The 20103-nt window shown below is 72.1% G+C and carries 18 protein-coding genes and 2 pseudogenes; 4 read left to right on the top strand and 16 right to left on the bottom strand.

Annotated features, from left to right (window positions below; translation table 11 throughout):
• The first annotated feature begins 8 nt into the window (after positions 1-8).
• Positions 9-776: an SDR family NAD(P)-dependent oxidoreductase gene (locus ACZ4WS_RS15890; RefSeq protein ID WP_467980774.1), complete on the top strand. Its 768-nt coding sequence runs from the start codon at positions 9-11 to the stop codon at positions 774-776.
• Here the strand turns inward: ACZ4WS_RS15890 and ACZ4WS_RS15895 are convergent.
• From ACZ4WS_RS15895 to ACZ4WS_RS15945, 11 genes are all read right to left on the bottom strand, one after another.
• Positions 754-2193, bottom strand: coding sequence for an MFS transporter (locus tag ACZ4WS_RS15895; RefSeq protein ID WP_467980776.1), 1440 nt, complete (start codon positions 2191-2193; stop codon positions 754-756). The two genes, ACZ4WS_RS15890 and ACZ4WS_RS15895, sit on opposite strands and share 23 nt — an antisense overlap.
• Positions 2194-2197: 4 nt before the next feature.
• The gene (locus tag ACZ4WS_RS15900; RefSeq protein WP_467980778.1) at positions 2198-2398 is read right to left on the bottom strand and encodes a hypothetical protein; all 201 of its coding nucleotides are present in this window, start codon (positions 2396-2398) and stop codon (positions 2198-2200) included.
• Positions 2399-2449: 51 nt separating this feature from the next.
• Positions 2450-3697, bottom strand: a complete 1248-nt coding sequence (locus ACZ4WS_RS15905) for an RNA polymerase sigma factor (RefSeq protein ID WP_467980780.1) — start codon at positions 3695-3697, stop codon at positions 2450-2452.
• Complete coding sequence (locus ACZ4WS_RS15910) at positions 3694-4035, bottom strand: YciI family protein (protein ID WP_327426599.1); 342 nt, start codon at positions 4033-4035, stop codon at positions 3694-3696. Before ACZ4WS_RS15910 ends, ACZ4WS_RS15905 begins: the two co-directional genes overlap by 4 nt.
• Positions 4032-4778 (bottom strand): nuclear transport factor 2 family protein, encoded by a 747-nt coding sequence (locus ACZ4WS_RS15915; RefSeq protein ID WP_467980781.1) that lies wholly within the window; start codon positions 4776-4778, stop codon positions 4032-4034. The genes ACZ4WS_RS15910 and ACZ4WS_RS15915 overlap by 4 nt, the downstream gene beginning before the upstream one ends.
• A 148-nt stretch (positions 4779-4926) precedes the next feature.
• Positions 4927-6456, bottom strand: a complete 1530-nt coding sequence (locus ACZ4WS_RS15920; protein WP_467980783.1) for an MFS transporter — start codon at positions 6454-6456, stop codon at positions 4927-4929.
• A 13-nt stretch (positions 6457-6469) separates the two neighbouring features.
• Positions 6470-6892 (bottom strand): VOC family protein, encoded by a 423-nt coding sequence (locus ACZ4WS_RS15925; protein ID WP_467980784.1) that lies wholly within the window; start codon positions 6890-6892, stop codon positions 6470-6472.
• Between the two features lie 6 nt (positions 6893-6898).
• A complete protein-coding gene (locus ACZ4WS_RS15930; protein WP_467980786.1) occupies positions 6899-7678 on the bottom strand; it encodes an SDR family NAD(P)-dependent oxidoreductase in 780 nt (259 codons plus the stop codon).
• 118 nt (positions 7679-7796) lie between these two features.
• Positions 7797-9020, bottom strand: a complete 1224-nt coding sequence (locus ACZ4WS_RS15935; protein ID WP_467981091.1) for a cytochrome P450 family protein — start codon at positions 9018-9020, stop codon at positions 7797-7799.
• Positions 9021-9229: 209 nt separating this feature from the next.
• Positions 9230-9670: a DUF6086 family protein gene (locus tag ACZ4WS_RS15940; protein ID WP_467980788.1), complete on the bottom strand. Its 441-nt coding sequence runs from the start codon at positions 9668-9670 to the stop codon at positions 9230-9232.
• 46 nt (positions 9671-9716) lie between these two features.
• Positions 9717-10637, bottom strand: coding sequence for a zinc-binding dehydrogenase (locus ACZ4WS_RS15945; protein ID WP_467980789.1), 921 nt, complete (start codon positions 10635-10637; stop codon positions 9717-9719).
• A 166-nt stretch (positions 10638-10803) separates the two neighbouring features.
• Between ACZ4WS_RS15945 and ACZ4WS_RS15950 the strand changes: the two are divergent.
• The 3 genes and pseudogenes from ACZ4WS_RS15950 to ACZ4WS_RS15960 form a co-directional block, all read left to right on the top strand.
• Positions 10804-11115 (top strand): annotated as a pseudogene (locus ACZ4WS_RS15950) (SAM-dependent methyltransferase); the annotation flags it as partial.
• A 405-nt stretch (positions 11116-11520) separates the two neighbouring features.
• A complete protein-coding gene (gene rho / locus ACZ4WS_RS15955) occupies positions 11521-12660 on the top strand; it encodes a transcription termination factor Rho (protein ID WP_467980791.1) in 1140 nt (379 codons plus the stop codon).
• An 89-nt stretch (positions 12661-12749) separates the two neighbouring features.
• A pseudogene (locus ACZ4WS_RS15960) lies at positions 12750-13595 on the top strand (D-alanyl-D-alanine carboxypeptidase family protein); the annotation flags it as partial.
• A gap of 59 nt (positions 13596-13654) precedes the next feature.
• On the opposite strand, the gene ACZ4WS_RS15965 reads toward ACZ4WS_RS15960, so the two are convergent.
• The 5 genes from ACZ4WS_RS15965 to ACZ4WS_RS15985 all read right to left on the bottom strand — a co-directional run bounded on the left by ACZ4WS_RS15965 (position 13655) and on the right by ACZ4WS_RS15985 (position 20102).
• A complete protein-coding gene (locus tag ACZ4WS_RS15965) occupies positions 13655-15040 on the bottom strand; it encodes a glycosyltransferase 87 family protein (RefSeq protein ID WP_467980792.1) in 1386 nt (461 codons plus the stop codon).
• Positions 15037-16422 (bottom strand): polyprenol phosphomannose-dependent alpha 1,6 mannosyltransferase MptB, encoded by a 1386-nt coding sequence (gene mptB, locus ACZ4WS_RS15970; protein WP_467980794.1) that lies wholly within the window; start codon positions 16420-16422, stop codon positions 15037-15039. Before mptB ends, ACZ4WS_RS15965 begins: the two co-directional genes overlap by 4 nt.
• Before the next feature lie 208 nt (positions 16423-16630).
• Positions 16631-17569, bottom strand: coding sequence for a glutaminase (locus tag ACZ4WS_RS15975; protein WP_467980795.1), 939 nt, complete (start codon positions 17567-17569; stop codon positions 16631-16633).
• A 36-nt stretch (positions 17570-17605) separates the two neighbouring features.
• Positions 17606-19018, bottom strand: a complete 1413-nt coding sequence (aspA, locus tag ACZ4WS_RS15980) for an aspartate ammonia-lyase (RefSeq protein ID WP_467980797.1) — start codon at positions 19016-19018, stop codon at positions 17606-17608.
• A gap of 37 nt (positions 19019-19055) precedes the next feature.
• Positions 19056-20102 carry an asparaginase gene (locus ACZ4WS_RS15985; protein WP_467981093.1) on the bottom strand — a complete coding sequence of 349 codons (1047 nt, stop codon included), beginning with the start codon at positions 20100-20102 and terminating at the stop codon, positions 19056-19058.
• Position 20103 lies beyond the last annotated feature (1 nt).

The following is a 20103-nucleotide window of genomic DNA, read 5'->3' on the forward strand; positions in this document are numbered from 1 at the left end:
AGGAAGCCGTGAGCCGCACGCGCCTGGCCGGTCGTACCGTCGTCATCACCGGAGCCGCGCAGGGCCAGGGAGCCGCCGAGGTGGCGGCCGTGGCCCGCGAGGGCGCCTCGGTCGTCGCGACGGACGTCCTCGACGAGCCGGGCGAGAAGCTGGCCGCGTCGCTGCGCGCCGACGGCCTGGACGTGCGCTACCAGCACCTGGACGTGTCGTCCCCTGAGGACTGGGCGGGGCTGGCGTCGTCTTTGCAGGCCGTGCACGGTCTCGTCAACAACGCCGGAATCCCCATGCGCGCCCGCCTCGGCTCTGTCGACCTCGCCGACTGGAACCGGGCGTTCGCCGTGAACACCACAGGACCGATGCTCGGCATCCAGGCCCTCGCCCCGCTCATGTCCGCCGGGGCCTCGATCGTGAACGTCGGCTCCGTCGCGGGTCTCACCGCCCATCACGCCGTCGCGTACACGGCGAGCAAGTGGGCGCTGCGGGGCCTGTCGAAGGTGGCCGCCCTGGAGCTGGCGCCCCGTGGCATCCGTACGAACGTGATCCACCCGGGCTACATCGAGACCCCGCTGATGGCGACCGCGAACCCGGTGTTCACGCAGGCCCATCTGTCGATGACTCCGCAGGGCCGCGCGGGAACCTGCGACGAGGTGGCCCCGCTGGTCGTGTACCTCCTCTCGGACGAGTCGTCGTATGTGAACGGCGCCGAGATCACCGTGGACGGCGGCTACTCGGCACACGGCGGGGTGAAGGCGATCACGAACGCGCTCGACTCGTAGTGACCAGCCTGTCCGGAGCCGGTCGCGCGGGCCCCCGCCGCGGCAGGGCCGCCGCACCTGCCAGCCCGGCCACCGCGAGGACGACACACGCCGTGAACGCGGCCTGGTAACCCGCGGTCAGCCCCGCGAGCCCGGGCCCGTCGGTGAAGGAGACCGCGACCGAAGCGACGACGGCGACACCGAAGGCGCCCCCGATCTGGAAGGCCGCGGTGTTGATGCCGGACGCCACGCCCGACTCCCGCTCCCCCACACCGGTCAGCGCCGCGATGGACCCGGCGACCGCACAGGCGCCCAGCCCCGGCCCGAAGACGAGCAGCCCGGGGAACAGATCCCGCACAAAACCGCCGTCCACCGGAACCCCGGCCAGCAGCAGGCTCCCCGCGCCGACCAGCGCGAGTCCGCCGACCGCGACCGGGCGTGCCCCGATGCGGGTGACCAGCGCCTGGCCCGCGTACGAGCCGATGACGGCCGTCGCGGGCATCACGACGTTGTCGAGGCCGAACCGCAGCGGCGAGTAGCCGAGCACGCCCTGCCCGTACTGGGAGAGCGTGTACGACATCCCGAAGGCGCAGCTGCCGAGCAGGAACACGACCAGGTTGCCGCCGCTCACCGACCGCGAGCGCAGCAGCCGCAGCGGCACCAGGGGCCGCGCCGACCGTGCCTCGACGCGGACGAAGAGCAGGCCCAGCGCGGCGGCGACGGCGAACAGGCCGAGCGTCTGCGCCGACAGCCACCCGGCGCGGGGTGCCTCGACGACGGCGTACACGCACGCGACGAGCGCGGCGGTGACGGTGAGCGCGCCGACCGGATCGTACGAGCGGGTGCGCGCCTCGGTGCGGCTCTCGCGCAGCAGGACCGGGCTCAGGCCGAGGAGGAACAGCGCCACCGGCACGTTCAGGAAGAAGACCCACTGCCAGCCGAGTACGTCGGTGAGCGGGCCGCCGATCAGCAGCGCGGCGGTGGCGCCGAAGCCGCCGCTGCCGGACCAGATGGCGAGGGCCTTGTTGCGTTCGGGGCCCTCCTCGAAGGTGTTGAGGAGGAGGGAGAGCGCCGTCGGCGCCATGACGGCGGCGGAGACGCCCTGCACCGCGCGCGCCGCCACCAGCACGCCCGCGCTCCAGGCGAACCCGCACAGCAGCGAGGACAGCCCGAACAGCAGGGTGCCGGTCATGAAGACACGGCGGCGGCCGAGCAGGTCGGCGATCCGGCCGCCGAGAAGCAGCAGTCCGCCGAAACTGAGCAGATAGGCGCTCATCACCCACTGCGCACCGCCCGCGGAGAAGCCGAGCCCGTCGGCGATGGACGGCAGGGCGAGGACGACGATCTGCGCGTCCAGGATCACCATGAATCCGGCCAGGCAGAGCAGGGCGAGGGCGCGCCAGCGGCGGGGGTCGGGTGCAGTGGCGGTGGCGGTCATGGGTTCAGCTCCCCAGTCGGAGACCGGCCAGCCAGGCGTCCGGAGCGCTGTGGGTGCTCGGTGCGCTCGGTGCGCTCGGGCCTGGAGCGACGGGCGTCGCGCGGGTTCGGGACTCCTTCCGCCAGCAGCGCGCGAGCAGCCGGGCGAGAGCCTTCCTGACGGGCGGTGCGGGGACGGCAGTGGCGGCACTAGCGGTGGCGGTCATGGGAACTCCCCAGTCGTCTTCGGGTGTTTTCACCCCACCGACGAACGAGCCCTACGCCGATCGACACTCCGCGAGCCGCTTTTCCAGAAAATTCCGCTCCGCGTCGTTCTCCACCAGCTCCAGCGCCCGGCCGTACGCCTCGGCCGCCTCTTCCAGCCGCCCCATGCGGCGCAACAGATCCGCGCGGGTGGCGGGCAGCAGGTGGTAGCCGTCCAGCTCGCCCTCGCGCTCCAGCTCCGCCACCAGGGCAAGACCCGTCTCCGGCCCCTCGGCCATGCCCACCGCCACCGCGCGGTTGAGACGCACCACGGCGGAGGGCACGAAGCGTGCGAGTTCGCCGTAGAGCGCCGCGACGTCGGCCCAGTCCGTCTCCTCGGCGGTGGCCGCGGTGGTGTGGCAGGCGGCGATGGCGGCCTGGATCTGGTACGGGCCCGGACGCCCGCGGCGCAGGGCGGTCTCCAACAGCGCGGCGCCCTCGTCGACGGCGGCTCGGTCCCATTCCGTACGGTCCTGGTCCTCCAGCGTCACCAATTCGCCCGCCGCGTCGACGCGCGTGCCGCGCCGGGCGTCGTGCAGCAGCAACAGGGCGAGCAGGCCCAGCACTTCGGGCTCGTCGGGCATGAGGCGGGCCAGGACGCGGGCGAGGCGGACGGCTTCCGAGCAGAGGTTGGTGCGCACGAGGTCGGCGCCGGACGTGGCGGCGTACCCCTCGTTGAAGAGCAGGTAGACGACGCCGAGGACGCCCGTGGTGCGTTCGGGGAGGAGGTGCGCGGGCGGTACGCGGTACGGGATGCCCGCGTTGCGGATCTTCCGCTTGGCGCGGACCAGCCGCTGCGCCATCGTCGCCTCGGGGACGAGGAAGGCGCGGGCGATCTCGGGCGTGGTCAGCCCCGCGAGGGTACGCAAGGTCAGCGCCACCCGGGCCTCGATCGGGAGCGCGGGGTGGCAGCAGGTGAAGATCAGCCGCAGGCGGTCGTCCTCGACGCCGCTCTCGTCGTCCGGGTCGTAGGGGCCCTCATGCCGTGCCGGCACCGCCGCCTCCCGCAGTTTCGCCGCGCCCACCGCCTCCCTGCGCAGCACGTCCAGGGCGCGGTGGCGCGCGGTCGTGGTCAGCCAGGCGCCGGGGTTGCGCGGCACTCCGTCGCGCCGCCACCGGTCCAGGGCCTGGACGAAGGCGTCCTGCGCGCACTCCTCGGCGAGGTCCCAGTCGCCGGTCACCCGGATCAGGGTGGCGACGACCTGGCCCCACTCCTCGCGGAAGGCGGCGGCGACCGCCTCCTCGACGCCGTTGTCGTTCACTCCCAGACCGGCCGCACCTCCACCGAGCCGCCGCCCAGCGCCGCCGGATGGCGGGACGCGAGCGCGATGGCCTCGTCGAGGTCGGCGACCTCGATGATGTCGAAGCCCGCGACGTACTCCTTGGACTCCACGAACGGCCCGTCGCTGAGCAGGACTTCGTCACCCTGCACGCGGACGGTGGTGGCGTCGGTGGACGGCCGCAGCCGGGCGCCGCCCTTCACCACATCGCGGCTGCGCACCTCGTCGATGTACGAGGTGAAGCGGGGGTCGTCGGCGATCTCCTCGGGGCTGAGCTCCTCGCCGCCGACCGGGGTGCAGATGAAGAACACGTACTTCATGACTGGCCCTCCTCGGTTCCCGGGATTCCGGCGTCGAACGGGACCGACGTGTGCTGATGGACGATCCGCCACTTGTCGCCGGCCGCACGGTAGCCGGTGGTCACCCGTGCCGTGGTGTCCAGCGACTCGCCGCTGGTGAGCGTGGCCCGCATCCGCACGAGCGCGTGGCTGAACGCGATGCTCTCGTCGACCCGGACGCGGAAGTCGAGCACCTCGCGCTGCACGGGTCCGGCCAGCGTCGCCCACCACCACTCCTCCGCCTTGCGGAGTGCCTCGACTCCGCGCTGCTCCAGGCCGCTGACAGGGTGGAACACCTCCACGTCCGGCGCGTAACAGGCCATGGCCCGGTCGAAGTCCCGCTCGCGGGCGGCGGCGGTCAGTTCCGCGTCGAGACGCCGGATCTCCCCCTCGGCGTCCTCGTCCTCCCAGAACGCCCGCACCTCCATGGCCCCGATGGACGCCACGGGATGCTTCGCCGCCGCTTCGACGGCCTCCTCCAGGCTGTCGCACTCGAGGATGTCGTACCCGGCGACGTACTCCTTCGTCTCGGCGAACGGCCCGTCGGTGCGCAGCACTTCACCGTCGCGCACCCGCACCGTGACCGCCTCGGCGGGAAGCCGCAGCCGGTGCCCGTGCAGCCGTACGCCGCGCTCGGCGCCCAGCTCCTCCACCCACGGTTCGACGGGCGCCATGCCGGAGGCGTCGGCGGTGTCGTCGCCGCAGACCAGCAGCATGTACTTCATGGTTCCTCCCGGTGTTCATGAGCTTCCTACACCCCACCGACGAACGGCATCACGCCGAATCGACACACGCCGACTATTTTTTCGCGCACGGGAGGCGGGCACGTGAAAGGGCCGGGGCTCATGCCCCGGCCCTTTCACGTGTGGTGCGCTACGCGGTGGCCGTCTGTACCGCCGACTCACCGGTGGCGCCGGCCGTCGCGCGGGCGGTGTTCTTCCGCACCAGCAGCAGGGTGACGACCGCGCCGAGCAGTGAGGCGCAGCCGCAGATCACCACACCGAGGGCCATGCCGTGGCCGAGCGCGGTCTGGGCTGCGGCCCTGGCACTGTCGCTGCCCGCATTCACGACGGCGAGGGGACCGGCCGCCGCCTCCATACCCGCGTCCGCCCCGCTGAGCTTGCCCACCAGAGCCGAGGACGCGGCGCTCATCGCGATGGTGCTGATCACGGCCGGTCCGAGGCCCTGGCCGAACTCGCGCACCAGGCTGGTGGCGCCGCTGGCCATACCTGTCATCTCGATCGGTACGGCGTTCACGGCCGCCGAGGTCAGCGAGGACACGACGCAGATGAAGCCGATACCGAGCAGCAGCACCGGGCCGATAAAGGCGGCGAGGGAGGTCGTGGTGATGGGCAGCGCGGCGATCCAGAACTGTCCCGCGGCCATCGGCAGCAGACCGCCCATCAGGAGCCAGCGGGCGTCGACGCGGGTGAGCATCTTGCTCAGTACCGGCGCCAGCAGCAGCGGGATCAGCTGCAGGATGACGAACGGCATGCTGGCCCGCAGGGCGCTCAGATGCATCACCGCGCCGAGCCGGATCGAGACGCAGTACGCAGTGCCGATGAAGCCGAACATCCCGGCCAGCGCGACGACGGCCGCCGCGGCGAACGACGGGATCTTGAGCAGGTCCAGGTTGAACATGGGCGACGCGGCACGGGTCTCCGCGACGATGAATCCGACGAGGGCCACCGCCGCGAGGGCCAGCGAGCCGACGATCGCCGCGCTGCCCCAGCCGCGGTCGCCGCCCTCGATGATGCCCCAGAGCAGCGCGGTGAGGCCGACGGCGATGGTGATCTGGCCCGGCCAGTCCAGGCTGCGGCCCTCGGGAGCCTTGGAGTCGGTGACCAGCTTCCAGCACGCGACCGCGACCACCAGGCCGAGGACGACAGGCGGCACGAACGCCCAGCGGAAGTCGGCGACCGTGGCGAGAACACCGGAGGACAGGGGCCCCACCGCGGAGGCGAGGGAGATGCTGAGGGCCCACGTGGAGACCGCCTTCGCGCGGTCCTTCCCGTCGGGGGTGGCAGCCGCGATGACCGCGAGGGAGCTCGGGAAGAGCGCCGCGGCACCGACGCCCGCGAGGGCCTGGCCGGTCCACATCATGGTGATGTTCTGCGAGGTGGCATTGAGGAGTTCACCGAGTGCGAGGACCAGTCCTCCGAGCACCAGGAGACGCTTTCGGCCGAAGAGGTCTCCGACCACACCGAAATTCAGTTCAAGAATTGCGGTGGGGAGAATGAAGGCGGAGGTGACCCAGGCGACTTGGGAACCCGAGGCCCCGAAGGCGGCCTGGATTTCGCCGTTGATGGGGGACGGAACGGTAATGCACAATTGGGCGGCGGCGACTGCGAGACAGCACGCTATCAGCGTGCCTCTGTCGAGCCTTTTCACGAGATTCGTCATCCCGTACTCCATCTCACTCGGAAAAAGTAGTGCGGCGCTCTATCAGTTCGATGAGGTTGCCCTCGGGGTCGGTGACCCAGGCCATGCGGATTCCGGGCTCGGGGGACGGTCCCGGTGGCATGGCCTCGCCCGCTCCGTGGGCCACCAGGGCCGCGTAGACGGGGTCGAGTTCGGGGGTGGTGACCGCGAAGTGCCCATATCCCTCGGTGAGGGCGGCGGTCAGCGGGTCGGGCGCCCGCAGCCCTGGCGCGGAGCCGGGCCGGGCGAGCAGTTCGATGCGCCAGCCGTGCGGATGCTCCAGAACCACGGCACTCAGTCCGGGCCCTTCGAGGGTGAACTCGAAGACGGTCTTCAGCCCGAAGGCGTCCCGGTACCAGGCCGTGAGAGCGGGCAGATCGCGTACGTTGACGCCCACGTGGTCGAGTCGTGTGGTCACCGGCGCTCAGCCCGCCATCGCGCTGTCGCCGCCGTCGACCATGAGGTTGGCGCCGTTGACGAACGCGGCCTCGTCGGAGCAGAGGAAGGCCGCGGCGCGCGCGATGTCCTCGGGCTCACCCACGCGCCCGGCCGGGATCCGCGCCTCCAGCTGCGCCTTCGGCCCGTCGGGATCGTCGAGGAAGGGCGCGGTCGCGGACGTACGGGTCATGCCGGGGGCGATGGTGTTGACGCGGATGCGGTGCGGGGCGCCGGCCGCGCACAGGTGCTTGCTCATCGCGAGGACCCCGCCCTTGGCGGCGCCGTGCGGCACCATCGGCATGAAGGGGGCGCCCCGCACGGCGGCCACCGAGGCGACGTTGAGGACGGTGCCGCCGCCGCGGGCGATCAGGTGCGGCCAGGCCGCCTGCGTACAGAAGTACGGGATGTCGAGCTCGTTTTTGATGGTGAAGTACCAGTCCTCGGCGGGCATGGTCTCGAACGGCCCGTTCCGCAGCGCGGAGGCGTTGTTGTAGAGGATGTCGATCCCGCCGAACGCCGCGAGGCCCGCGTCGATCCACTCTCTGGCGCCCGCCTCGGTGGACAGATCGACCGGCGCCAGGGACTGCATGATTCCGCCGGCCTTCTCAACCAGTTCGACCGTTTCCCCGGCGGCGTCGGGGTCGAGGTCGCAGCCGAATACGGTGGCGCCTTCCGCCGCGAATATCTGAGCCGCGGCCCGCCCTATTCCAGCCCCCGTTCCGCTGATGAAAGCGATTTTTCCGGCCAGTCGACCCATGATTGCCATGTCCCTTGTCCAGTGCCGCAGGTGTGCGGTGCTGGAAGCGTAGGGACGGCCTTTGGTCAGAACAAGAAAAGGGTCAGCTCAGGGCCATCGCGGTGTCGTATGGCTGGTATGCGCGCGGTCAGCCGCGGGAGGTTCCCGGCCGCACCGGAAGCGCTCGCACGCTGTTGCCCACGAAGCTCGAGTGACGGGAGAGTTCTGCCTCGGGCACGGCGAGGTCGAGGTCGGGGAAGCGGGTGAACAGCCGCTCCAGGGCGATGGTGGCCTCCAGGCGGGCCAGCGGGGCGCCGAGGCAGTAGTGGGCGCCGTGTCCGAGGGAGAGGTGCCGGGCGGCGCCGGGCCTGCCGGGCCGGGTGACGTCGAAGCGGTCGGCGTCCGGTCCGTGCACGGCCGGATCGCGCCCCGCGGCGGAGTATCCGGCGAGCACCGGCGTGCCCTGGGGGATGACGGTCCCGTCGACGGTCAGGTCCCGCACCGGATACCGGAACGGGAAGTAGCTGACGGGCGCGTCCCAGCGCAGCGTCTCCTCGACCACGTCCGCCCAGCTCACCTCGCCCTTCGTGACCATCTCCAGCTGATCCCGGTGGCCGCACAGCGCCCGTACCGCGTTGGTGATGAGGTTCAGCGTGGTCTCGTGCCCGGCGATGATCATCAGCACCAGGGTGCCGATGAGTTCCTCCTGGCTGAGCCGGTCGCCCTCATCGTCCCGGGCGGCGATCAGCGCGCTGGTGAGGTCGTCCCCGGGCCGCTCGGCCCGCGCGGCGGCCACGGCGCTCAGGATGGCGACCAGTTCACGGTTGGCGGCCACCGCCTGCTCCGGGCCGATGTCCGTGGCGACCACCTGGTTCGACAGATGGTGCAGCCGGTCGCGGTACTCGGCGTCGACCCCGAGCAGCTCACCGATGACGCCCATCGGCAGCGGCAGCGCGAAGTGCCTGCGCAGATCGGCGACTTCGCCGCCCTCCTCGGCTGCCTGCTGGAGGTCGTCGAGCAGTCCGGCCGTCAACTCCTCGATGTGGGGCCGCAGTTCCTCGACCCTCCGGACGGTGAACGCCTTGCTGACCAGTGATCGCAGCCGCCGGTGGTCGTCCCCGTCCGCGGTCGTCATTCCCCGCACGGTCGCGAAGGTCATCAAGGGCCATCCGGCGGCTATCCGCCCCTCCCGCAGCGCGGTGAAGTACTGGGCCCCCTTGGCCACTTCGGGGTCCGCGAGGAACTCCTTCAGCGCGTCGTGCCCGAGCACCGCCATGCCCTCCACGTCACCGGGCAGGACCACCGACGCGACGGCGCCCCGCGCGAGCAGCCGCGCGTTGTCGGCGTGCGGGCAGCCGCCCGCCGGGTCCATGCGATGCGGCGTGACGGGTGAGGTGTCCACCGGGTTCTCCTGACTGGGGTGCCGAGTTGGGCCGTACGACGAACAATTCTGCCCGGATCGTACGGTCAATCGAACACCCTCGAACGGCGGTTGACGTGGTCGGCGCCGGCCACCGGCGTACCGGCGGGACTCCGTCCGTGCCGGTCACAGACGTACCGGCGGGACTCCGCCCGTACCGGTCACCGCGCCATGAAGCGGTCCAACTCCCGTACCTTCGTGCGCATCCGGTCCGCCTGTGTCCGCTCGGCAGTGGCGACAGGCGCTGCGGGGTGGAGAGGCACCTGCAGGTCCCGGAATCCGTGGTTCTGTTCATCGCCGGACGCCGACCAGTGCAATTCGGCACCTGCGCGTTGCGCGAGGGCCAGCAGTGTGACGATGAACCCTTCGGAGAGCGCCAGGATGATGGCGTGACCCGTTTGCCGGTACCGCGCCAGCAGAGCGTTGGCGAAGACTCCGAGGGCGACGGGGTCGATCTGACACTCGTCGTTCTCCATGGGTCCGACGCCCGATGGCACGCCGAGCTCCGCCTCGAACACGGCCACCTGCCGCAGGAACAACCGCGCCGCCCCATTGGACGGATTCCACAGCGTCTCGTCGCCCATGTCGAAGTACTGGCTCATCGCACTCTCCACCCGTCAGCCGCACCAACCCGCCCCCAAAGGCAGGTCACCCCACATCGAACACCGCCTTCCCGCGCAACGTCCGGCTCCCCAGTGCCTCCGCCGCGTCCGCGATCTTGTCCCACGGTCCGCGCCAGCCCACCGGCACGCGCAGCCTTCCCGCCACGACCAGGGCGAGCAGCCTGCGCAACTGTGCCTGGCGGTCGGTGAGTCCGACGCCGTTGTAGACGGAGACGATCGCCTTGGGGGTGCGGCTGCCGAGGGTCGAGCCCACCGGCAGGGTGGCCTCGTGCCCCGAGGCCCAGCCGACGCTCTGGAGGCTGCCGTCGGGCGCCAACAGGGCGTATGCGGCGGCTAGCTGGTCGCCGCCGACCGTGTCGATCACGACGTCGACCGGTTCCGTCACCCCCGTGAGGCCGATGGCGACCTCGTCCGCGCCGAGTTCGGTGAGTCCACGGGCGCTTTCCTCGGATCCGGCGGCGGCGATGACATACGCGCCGCCGATGGCCGCGAGCTGCACGGCGAACCCGCCGACACCGCCGGACGCGCCGGTCACCAGCACCCGGCGGCCGAGCAGCGGTCCCGCCTGTTCCAGCGCCCGCAAGGCCGTGCCCGCGGCGACCGGCAGGGTGGCCGCCTCCCCCAGGTCGACGCCGTCGGGGACCACGGCCACGTCCACCGTGTCCATGGCCCGCAGCGCGCCGAAGCCGCCGCCGGACGCGAAGCCCACCACCCGACTGCCGGCCGACGGCCCGCTGCCGTCCGCCGCCGCGGTCACGACGACACCGGACGCGTCGAAGCCGAGGACATCCCCGGGCGCGGCCCGCTCCGCGAAGAACAGCTCGGCCGCGTTGAGCGAGGTGTGCCGGACCTCGACCAGGAGCTGACCGGGGCCGGGTACAGGATCCGTGGCCTCCCCCAGTCGCAGCTTTCCGGGGGCCGTGGGGTCAACGATCAGTGCGCGCATGAGACCTAGCCTCTCTCGTCGTCGGCTACTCGACACGCACCAACTCCCGCCGATCCGGAGTTCTTCCCGCCGTTCCCCGGGCGCGCACGATTGGATGACGACATCTCCGAGGCGTCCGTGACGTCCGCAGTCGACATCGCGGCACGGGCGGGCGCCGACGTCACGTAAGCCCGCCGAGGGCGAGGGCGGCGAACTCCTGCTGGGGCACGACTACTTGGGCGGCCGGGACGCGACGTACACGTACACCGACGGCCCGGCCGTGCGGGGCGCGACCGACAGCTACGAGTGGATGCACGGGCTGGACGACGTCATCAACGCCCTCGTCGGGGCGGGGCTCGGCATTCGGCGTCTGCGGGAGAGCGACGAGCTTCCCTGGCCCCGGTGGCCGCAGATGACCCGTACGCCGTCCGGCTGGTGGCGACTGCCGGAGAGCGAGCCGCGCATCCCGCTGCTGTACGGCCTTCTCGCCGCCCGCTGAACCCCAGGTACGCCTCTCCCCACCCGCTGAACCCCAGGTACGCCTTCTCCCCACCCGCTGAGCCACTGGGCCGCCCGCCCGCGGCTCCGCATGAGCCGGGTGAGTCACACGTCACAGCCGGACCCGGCAAACGGGTGGTACAGTGCGAGCAGCACTTGTGTACGCCCCGTCTCGGGCGCCGGTGCCGGTTCCACTTCATTTCGCTGATACGCCCGTCGCTTTCCGACCGGCCGACCAGCTTCTCAGCACCACCTCTTGAGCATGGCCACGGGCAGTACATCCCGTCCGCCGTACCCGAGGTGATGTCTCCCTGCCGCACGGGGGCGTGAGCACGCCGCCTCCCCCGGCACATCCCCCTCCCTTCCTCATGACCTCATGAACCCGTCCTTGAAAGGACCCCCTCTCATGACCACCACACTCGAACACCCTCCTGTAAAGCAGCAGCTCCCGGCCCAGGCCGCCGGTGTCCTCGACATCGCGCACAACGGGCAGGGGTACCTGCGCGCCGCCGAGAGCTGCCTGCCCACGCCGACCGACGTCCAGGTCTCCGCCGCGCTGATCCGCCGTCACGGCCTGCGCAAGGGCGACACCGTCGAAGGCCTGCGCGGCGGACCCCGCACCCTCGCCGAGGTCGAGCGGATCAACGGCCGCACCCCCGATGAACTGCGCCGCCGTCCGCACTTCCGCGACCTCACCCCGTTGCACCCCCGCGACCGGCTCCGCCTGGAGCACCCGGCGAGCGGTCTTCCCGGACGCGTCGTCGACCTGGTCTCCCCCGTCGGCAAGGGCCAGCGCGGCCTGATCGTCGCTCCGCCCAAGACCGGCAAGACGGTGCTGCTCCAGCAGATCGCCGCCGCCGTGGCGGGCAACCATCCCGAATGCCACCTGATGGTGGTGCTGCTCGACGAGCGGCCCGAAGAAGTCACCGACATGCGACGCTCCGTCCGGGGCGAGGTCTTCGCCTCGACCTTCGACAAGACGCCCAAGCAGCACATCGCACTCGCCGAACTCGTCATCGAGCGCGCCAAGCGGCTCGTCGAGCAGGGCGAGGACGTCGTCATCCTGATGGACTCGCTCACCCGGCTGTGCCGGGCGCACAACAACGCGGCCGCCTCCGGTGGCCGTACCCTCAGCGGCGGTGTCGACGCCGCCGCGCTGCACGGCCCCAAGAAGTTCTTCGGTGCCGCACGCCTCGCCGAGGAGGGCGGCTCGCTCACCATCCTCGCCACCGCCCTGGTGGAGACCGGCTCCCGCGCCGACGACTTCTTCTTCGAAGAGCTCAAGAGCACCGGGAACATGGAGCTCCGCCTCGACCGGACCATGGCCGCGAGGCGCGTGTTCCCGGCCGTCGACATCACCCCGTCCGGCACCCGCCGCGAGGAACTCCTGCTGCCCGCAGCCGAGTTGACGGCCGTGCGAGGGCTGCGCCGCGCCCTGCAGACGCGGGACGGCCAGGCCGCCCTGGAAACCCTCCTGGAGCGGATGCGCGCCACCCCGGACAACGCGACCTTCCTCCGCCAGGTCCAGCCGACCCTGCCCGCCTGATCTCTCTCGCGTGCGGCATCCGGGTACTCGATCCCGCCGCTCGGCCCTGGCACCCCGGCGTACGGCGACTCCGTTCCTACGTTGGCGGAATGACCATCGGATTCTCATCTCGCGCCGGCATCTCCCGCGCCACCGTCTCCTGCTCCGCCATCTGTGTGGTCGGCGCACTGGCCCTGACACCGGGCCCGGCCCTCGCCCGCGCGGGCACGGACCACCCGGACGCGCCGAGACCCGCGGCCTCGCAGCCGCCGCCGCTGTACCGGCCCGGGACACAGGTACGGCCACGGGCCGGGGCACCCGAGGTCCCCGAGGACGTATCCGCGCTGTCGTGGCTGGTGGCCGACGCCCGCACCGGCGAGGTCCTCGCCGCGCACGACGCGCACCTCAAGCTGCCGCCCGCCAGCACCCTCAAGACCCTGTTCGCGCTCACCGTGCTCCCGGCGCTGCCCGGCGGCATCCGGCACACCGTCAAGGCGAAGGAGCTGGAGGGAATCGGCGACGGCAGCAGCCTGGTGGGCGTCGACGAGGGGCACACCTACCGGGTGGCCGACCTGTGGCGCGGTGTCTTCCTCAACTCCGGCAACGACGCCGTGCATGTGCTGGCCGCGATGAACGGCGGCTGGGAGACCACGGCCGCCCGGATGCAGGCCAAGGCCCGCTCGCTGGGCGCCCTCGACACCCGCGTCGTCTCACCCGACGGCTACGACACACCCGGCCAGGTCTCGTCGGCGTACGACCTGGCGGTCTTCGGGCGGGCCGGACTGCGCAACCCGGAGTTCGCGCGGTACTGCTCCACAGCCGAGGCCACCTTCCCCGGCGACGGCTCCACGTACCCGATCGAGAACACCAACCGGCTGCTGACCGGGGCCGACGGCGTGGCGCGGTACCCGGGCCTCATCGGCGTGAAGAACGGCTACACCAGCAACGCGGGCAACACGCTGGTCGCCGCCGCGCGCCGGGGCGGGCGCACCCTCGTCGTCACGGTGATGAACCCTCAGGCGGGCGGCGGCTTCACCGTGTACGAGGAGGCCCGCTCGCTGCTCGACTGGGGCTTCCAGGCATCCGGACATGTCGATCCCGTCGGTTCGCTGATCGACACGCGTGCCGTGCCGGCGGCGGGACCGGCCGCCCTGCCCGTGGCCCCCGCGCTTCCGGAGGACGACGGATCCGGCTGGCCGGAGACGGCCTGGATCGCGGGCGCGGCGGGACTGGGCGCCGGCGGCGTGGCCCTGGCGCTGCGTCTCAAGGGTGGCCGGCTCACCCGCGATTGACCGACGGGCAGCCACAGCAGCAGCCCGAGCGTGATCCACGTATACGTGTTGCTGCCGAGGAACCCGTCGAGACCGGACGCGTCGTCGAACCACAGCCACACCACGCTGCTGCACAGCACCACGTACAGCGCGGCGGCGACCCGCACGCGGCGCCGGTGCAGCAGCACGGCGAAGGACGGCAGCAGCCAGACGAGATGGTGCACCCAGGTGATGGGGCTGACGAGGCAGGCGGCGAGTCCGGTGAGGGCGAAGGCGGCCGTCCAGTCCTCGCCGGCGAGGGCGCGCGAGGTCCGCCACGCCCACACGCACAGGACCACCAGGGCGGCCGTCGCCCAGGCGGCCCGGCTCGGCTCGCCCGGTGCCGCGAGCCGGGCCAGCACGCCCTGCAACGACTGGTTGGAGACATAGGCGAGGCGACCGACGCGGGCCGTGTCCCACACCGCGTCGGTCCAGTAGAAGCGCGAGGCGTCCGGTGCCGCCCAGGCCGCCAGCGCGGTGGCCGCCGCGGCGACGGCCGTCGCGACCCCGGCGGCGCGCCGGCGGCGGGCGAGCAGCAGCAGGCCGATGAAGAGCGCGGGGGTGAGCTTGACCGCTGCCGCCAGGCCGATGCCGACGCCCGCCCGGCGCCCCCGGCCGGTGGACAGCAGCCACGCGTCGCCCAGCACGAGGGCCAGCAGCAGGAGGTTCACCTGACCGAAGCTGAAGGTGTCACGGACCGGTTCGAAGAGGGCCAGCAGACAGCCCGCCAGGGCGAACCCGAACCAGCCGTACCGGCGCAGCGCGGGCCCGACCAGGATCCACACCACGAAGACCAGCGCCGCGAGGTTGAGCAGCACTCCGACGGCGATCGCCGCGCGCAGCCCGACCAGCGCCATCGGCAGCATGCCGAGGGCCGCGAACGGCGGGTACGTGAAGCCGTACGGCGTTCCCGGCACCCGGTAGTCGTAGATCCGGCCGCCGTGGTGGACCCAGGCGTCGACCGTCCCGAAGTAGACGCGCAGATCGAACCAGTCGCGCAGCAGCGGCACGGTGGCGGTGAACACGCCCACGGCGGTGACCAGTCCGAGTACCAGCAGCAGCCGTCCCTGATCGGTGCTCGGTCGTCTCATGCCGTCCGCTCCAGTGCCGGTCGCGCCGCCTGCTGGGCCTGCCTGAGCACGACGAGGGCGAGCACTCCCCCGGAGACGGCCAGGACCACCTGTTCGGCGTCCGGTGGGCCGCCGCTCGGCAGCACGGCGAGGGCGAGCACGCCGCTGGCCGCCGCGACCCGGTGGCGCACCGAAGTGCTGGGCGCCGCCGCGGCGATGAGGAACAGGCCCCACAGCGCGTACCAGGGCCGGATCGCCGGGCCGAACACGGCCACCGCGGCCAGGCTCAGGCCCAGCGCGTAGATCGGGCCGGGTCTGAGGCGCAGCCAGATGAAGAGGACGGCGATCACGGTCATCAAGAGTCCGGCCGTGTGCCAGACAGGGAGGGCGAGCGGCGCGAGACCGCTGCCGAGTTTCTGGAGCAGGGCGCCGGTGACGCGGCCGAGCACGCTGGTGGGCGACCAGTTGTGCGGGGAGACGGGGGTCTTCAGGGCCGCGATCCAGCCGTACCCCGTGCCGGTCGCGGCGGTGGCCGCGACCGTGGTCGCGAGGGCTGTCGCGGTCGTGGTCAGGACGGACTTCGCCATCCCCCGGCGCCCGCGGAGCGCGACGACCGCCAGCAGCCCGAGCACCGCGGGCGCCTTGACCAGCGCGGCGAGGGTGACGAGGACGACGCCCAGGACGTACCACCGGCCGCGCGCGGCGACCAGTCCGACGCCGAGCAGACCCAGCATGATGGCGTCGTTGTGCGCACCGGCCACCAGGTGCAGCAGGACCAGGGGGTTGAGCGCCCCCAGCCACAGCGCGGCGGCCGGGTCGGCGCCGCTGTGCCGGGCGAGGCGGGGCAGCGCCGCCGCCATCAGGGCGACGCCGAGCAGGGCGACCAGGCGCATGCCCAGCAGCCCGGCCGGTATCTCACCGCGGGTGAGTCCGGACAGCGCGGAGGCGACGGCGAGGAAGACCGGGCCGTACGGCGTCGTGGTCTGCTGCCAGACCGGCGCCACCTCGTCGGCGAGCGGACCGCCCAACTGCGCGGGCCCGTGCGCGTACACGTCGATGTGCGCGTCGACCATCGCACCCTGCGCGAGATAGCTGTACACGTCCCGGCTGAACAGCGGGGGCGCGAGGAGCAGCGGCGCCGCCCAGACGGCCAGCACGAGCAGCAGGGCGCGCGGAGTCGGCGGCTTCGGACCTCGTACGACCGTGCCCAGCAGCGCCCAAGCGGCTATCAGCAGGACGACGCCGAAGTACACGCCGACCAGGCCGAGCACGGCACGCCCGGACTCTGGGGCGAGGAGGTCCCGCGCGGGCAGGGCCCCGGCCGTCTCACCGCCCAGCGCGAGAAAGGCGGAACCCGCCAGACCGAGGGCCTGGCAGCGACGGAGATCGACGGGGAAAGCCATGGCCAACACTCGGGAAGCGTGTCAACGCCGGGTGGCCGGAAAGCGACGTGGTGCCCTCCGGGCGGGGGCCTTCGTGTGACGGCTCGCTCCGCCTGGGTGACGCGGAGATCGGCGGGTGGTTTGTCAGCTGCGGGTTTGTCGTGACTGGTCGCGCCCACGCGGCGGAGCCGCATGATGTCGCGCCCCCGCGCCCCTTCGGGACTCACCCTCAGAACACCGACAGCCCCGTCAGTGTCGTGAAGCGGTCCAGCGCCGCCACACCCGCCACCGAATTGCCCCGCTGGTCCAGCCCGGGACCCCAGACGCACAGCGTGCAGCGGCCGGGGACGACCGCGATGATGCCGCCGCCCACGCCGCTCTTGCCCGGCAGGCCGACCCGGTACGCGAAGTCGCCCGCCGCGTCGTATGTGCCGCAGGTCAGCATCACCGCGTTGACCTGCTTGGCCTGGCTGCGGCTGAGCAGCCGGGAGCCGTCCGTCCGGATGCCGTGCCGGGCCAGGAACCCGGTCGCGAGGGCGAGGTCGGCGCAGGACGCCTCGATCGAGCACTGCCGGAAGTACTGGTCCAGGAGCACCGGCACCGGGTTGTCGATGTTGCCGTACGAGGCCATGAAGTGGCCGAGCGCGGCGTTGCGGTCGCCGTGCGCGGCCTCGGAGGCGGCGACGTCCTTGTCGAAGGTCAGGTCCGGGTTGCCGCTCTCCGCGCGCAGAAAGGCGAGCAGGGTGCCCGCCGCGTCGCCGGTCTGGGTCTGCAGCCGGTCGGTGACGACGAGGGCGCCCGCGTTGATGAAGGGGTTGCGCGGAATGCCGTTCTCGTACTCCAGCTGGACCAGTGAGTTGAAGGGGTTGCCTGAGGGCTCGCGGCCGACGTGCTCCCACAGCTCGTCCGCCTCGCGGGCCAGGTCGAGGGCGAGCGTGAAGACCTTGGTGATGGACTGCGTGGAGAACGGCTGCCGCCAGTCCCCCACGCCGTACACCGTGCCGTCGAGCTCCGCGACGGCCATGCCGAAACGGCGCGGGTCGCAGGCGGCCAGCGCCGGGATGTAGTCGGCGGGCCGCCCGCGCCCCGGCGTCTGGGCGATCTCGGTGGCGATGCGCTCCAGGACCGGCTGGAAGGTGAGGGACGACGACGCGGACATGATCACCATTCTGCCGCCCGTCCGGTCCCGGCGCTCATCCGCACGTCAGGCCTGGACGGAGCCCTGGCCCGCGAGAACTTCGGGCCGCAGCAGCTCCGCGAGCCTCTCGGCGGGCAACAGGCCCTTCTCCAGGACGAGTTCGGCGACACCGCGCCCGGTGGCGAGGGCCTCCTTGGCGATGTCGGTGGCGGCCGTGTACCCGATGTGCGGGTTCAGCGCGGTGACCAGCCCGATGGAGTTCTCGACCGCCGCGCGCAGCACCTCGGTGTTGGCGGTGATCCCGGCGACGCAGCGCTCGGCGAGGGTCAGGCAGGCGGCCCGCAGGTGCGTGATGCTCTCGGACAGGGAGTGCAGGATGATCGGCTCGAAGGCGTTGAGCTGGAGCTGCCCTGCTTCCGCGGCCATGGTGATGGTGACGTCGTTGCCGATCACCTCGAAGGCGACCTGGTTGACGACCTCGGGGATCACCGGGTTGACCTTGCCGGGCATGATGCTCGAACCGGCCTGCACGGGCGGGAGGTTGATCTCGTTGAGGCCCGCGCGCGGCCCGGAGGACAGCAGCCGCAGGTCGTTGCAGCTCTTGGAGAGCTTGACCGCGATCCGCTTGAGTACGCCGGACATCTGGACGAAGGCACCGCAGTCCTGGGTCGCCTCGACCAGGTTGGCGGCGGTGACCAGCGGCAGTCCGGTGATGTCCGCGAGGTGGCGGCGCACCGACTCGGCATATCCGGCCGGGGCGTTGAGGCCGGTCCCGATGGCGGTGGCACCGAGGTTGATCTCGTGGATCAGCTCGACGGCCTCGGCGAGGCGGCTGCGGTCCTCGTCCAGCATCACCGCGTACGCCGAGAACTCCTGCCCCAGCGTCATCGGCACCGCGTCCTGGAGCTGCGTACGCCCCATCTTCAGCACGTCGCGGAACTCGAAGGCCTTGGCGGCGAACGCGTCCTGGAGCACGGCCATCGCCTTGAGCAGCCCGCGCACCGCGAAGACCGTGGCGACCTTGACGGCGGTCGGGTAGACGTCGTTGGTCGACTGGCCGAGGTTGACGTCCTCGTTGGGGTGCAGGTGCTGGTACTCGCCCCTGGCGTGGCCGAGGAGCTCCAACGCCCGGTTGGCGACGACCTCGTTGGCGTTCATGTTCGTCGAGGTGCCGGCGCCGCCCTGGATGACGTCGACGACGAACTGGTCGTGCAGTTTGCCGTCCCGGATCTCCCGGCAGGCCTCCACGACGGCGGCCGCCTTGCGGGGTTCCAGCAGGCCGAGTTCCTCGTTGGCGCGGGCGGCGGCCTCCTTGACGGCGGCGAGGGCGTCGATCAGATGCGGGTAGGCGGAGATCGGCGTTCCCGTGATGGGGAAGTTCTCCGTGGCGCGCAGGGTGTGGATGCCCCAGTACGCCTCGGCGGGGACGTCGCGGTCTCCGAGCAGGTCGTGTTCGCTGCGGTGGGCTGCGGCGGTCATGGCTGTGCGGGCCAACTTTCAGCAGAGAGTGGGTGATTCAGACGTACGTGGGGTGCGTGAGCGGGTCGAGCGCGCGGGCGGGCCGGATGTGCCCGACCACCGCGCCGCCCCCGAGGAGCGGCGCGCCGGCGAACTCGGCGAGCGCGGCCGGATCGACCCCGCAGCGCGCGAGGGCGGCCGCGGCCACCGGGATTCGCGCCCGGTCGGCGCCGTCGGCGATCTTCACGGCGACGGCGCGGCCGTCCGGCAGCGCCGCGACCTGCACACCTTCGAAGCCGTCCTTGGTGAGCAGCCCCGGCACGGCCCGCATCAGGGCGGCGACGTCGCGCCCGGACCCGGAGGCCATCTCGGCGTGCTCGCGCATCGCGTCGGCCACCCGCGCCTCGGGGGTGCCCGGCGCGGCGGTGGTGATCCGGGCGGCGGCGCGGGCGAGCCCGTGCAGCGAGACGGAGAAGAGGGGCGCGCCGCAGCCGTCGACGGTCACCTGGGCGATGGCCTGTCCGGTGAGGTCCTCGACGATCTCGGCGATGGCCTGCTGGAGCGGATGGGCCGGGTCGAGGTAGCCGTCGAGCGACCAGCCGTTGAGGTGCGCGGTGTACAGCATGGCCGCGTGCTTGCCGGAGCAGTTCTGGGCGAGCCGGGAAGGCAGGCGTCCCTCGCGCACCCAGGCCTCGCGGACGACCGGGTCGAAGGGCAGGTCCGGGACATTGCGCAGCCGGTCCTCCGGCAGTCCGGCCAGCTCCAGGATCCGCCGGGTCCCGGCGAGATGGCGCTCCTCACCGGAGTGGCTGGCCGCGGTCAGCGACAGCAGCTCGCCGTCCAGCGGCAGCCCCGCCCGCAGCATGGCCACGGCCTGGACGGGCTTGAGCGCCGAGCGCGGATAGAAGGCCGCCTCGATGTCGCCGGTCTGGAGTTCCACGCTGCCGTCGGCGGCCAGCACGACCACCGAGCCGTAGTGGATGCCCTCGATGACACCGCCGCGTACGAGATGGGCGACGGGGGCGTGCAGGGGTTCGCGGATCACCGGGGCCGCGGCGACCGAGGCCGCCGAGGTCACCCCGGCGACCGAACTGCCGTACGTCATG

The sequence above is a fragment of the Streptomyces sp. NPDC029292 genome, from assembly GCF_055569295.1.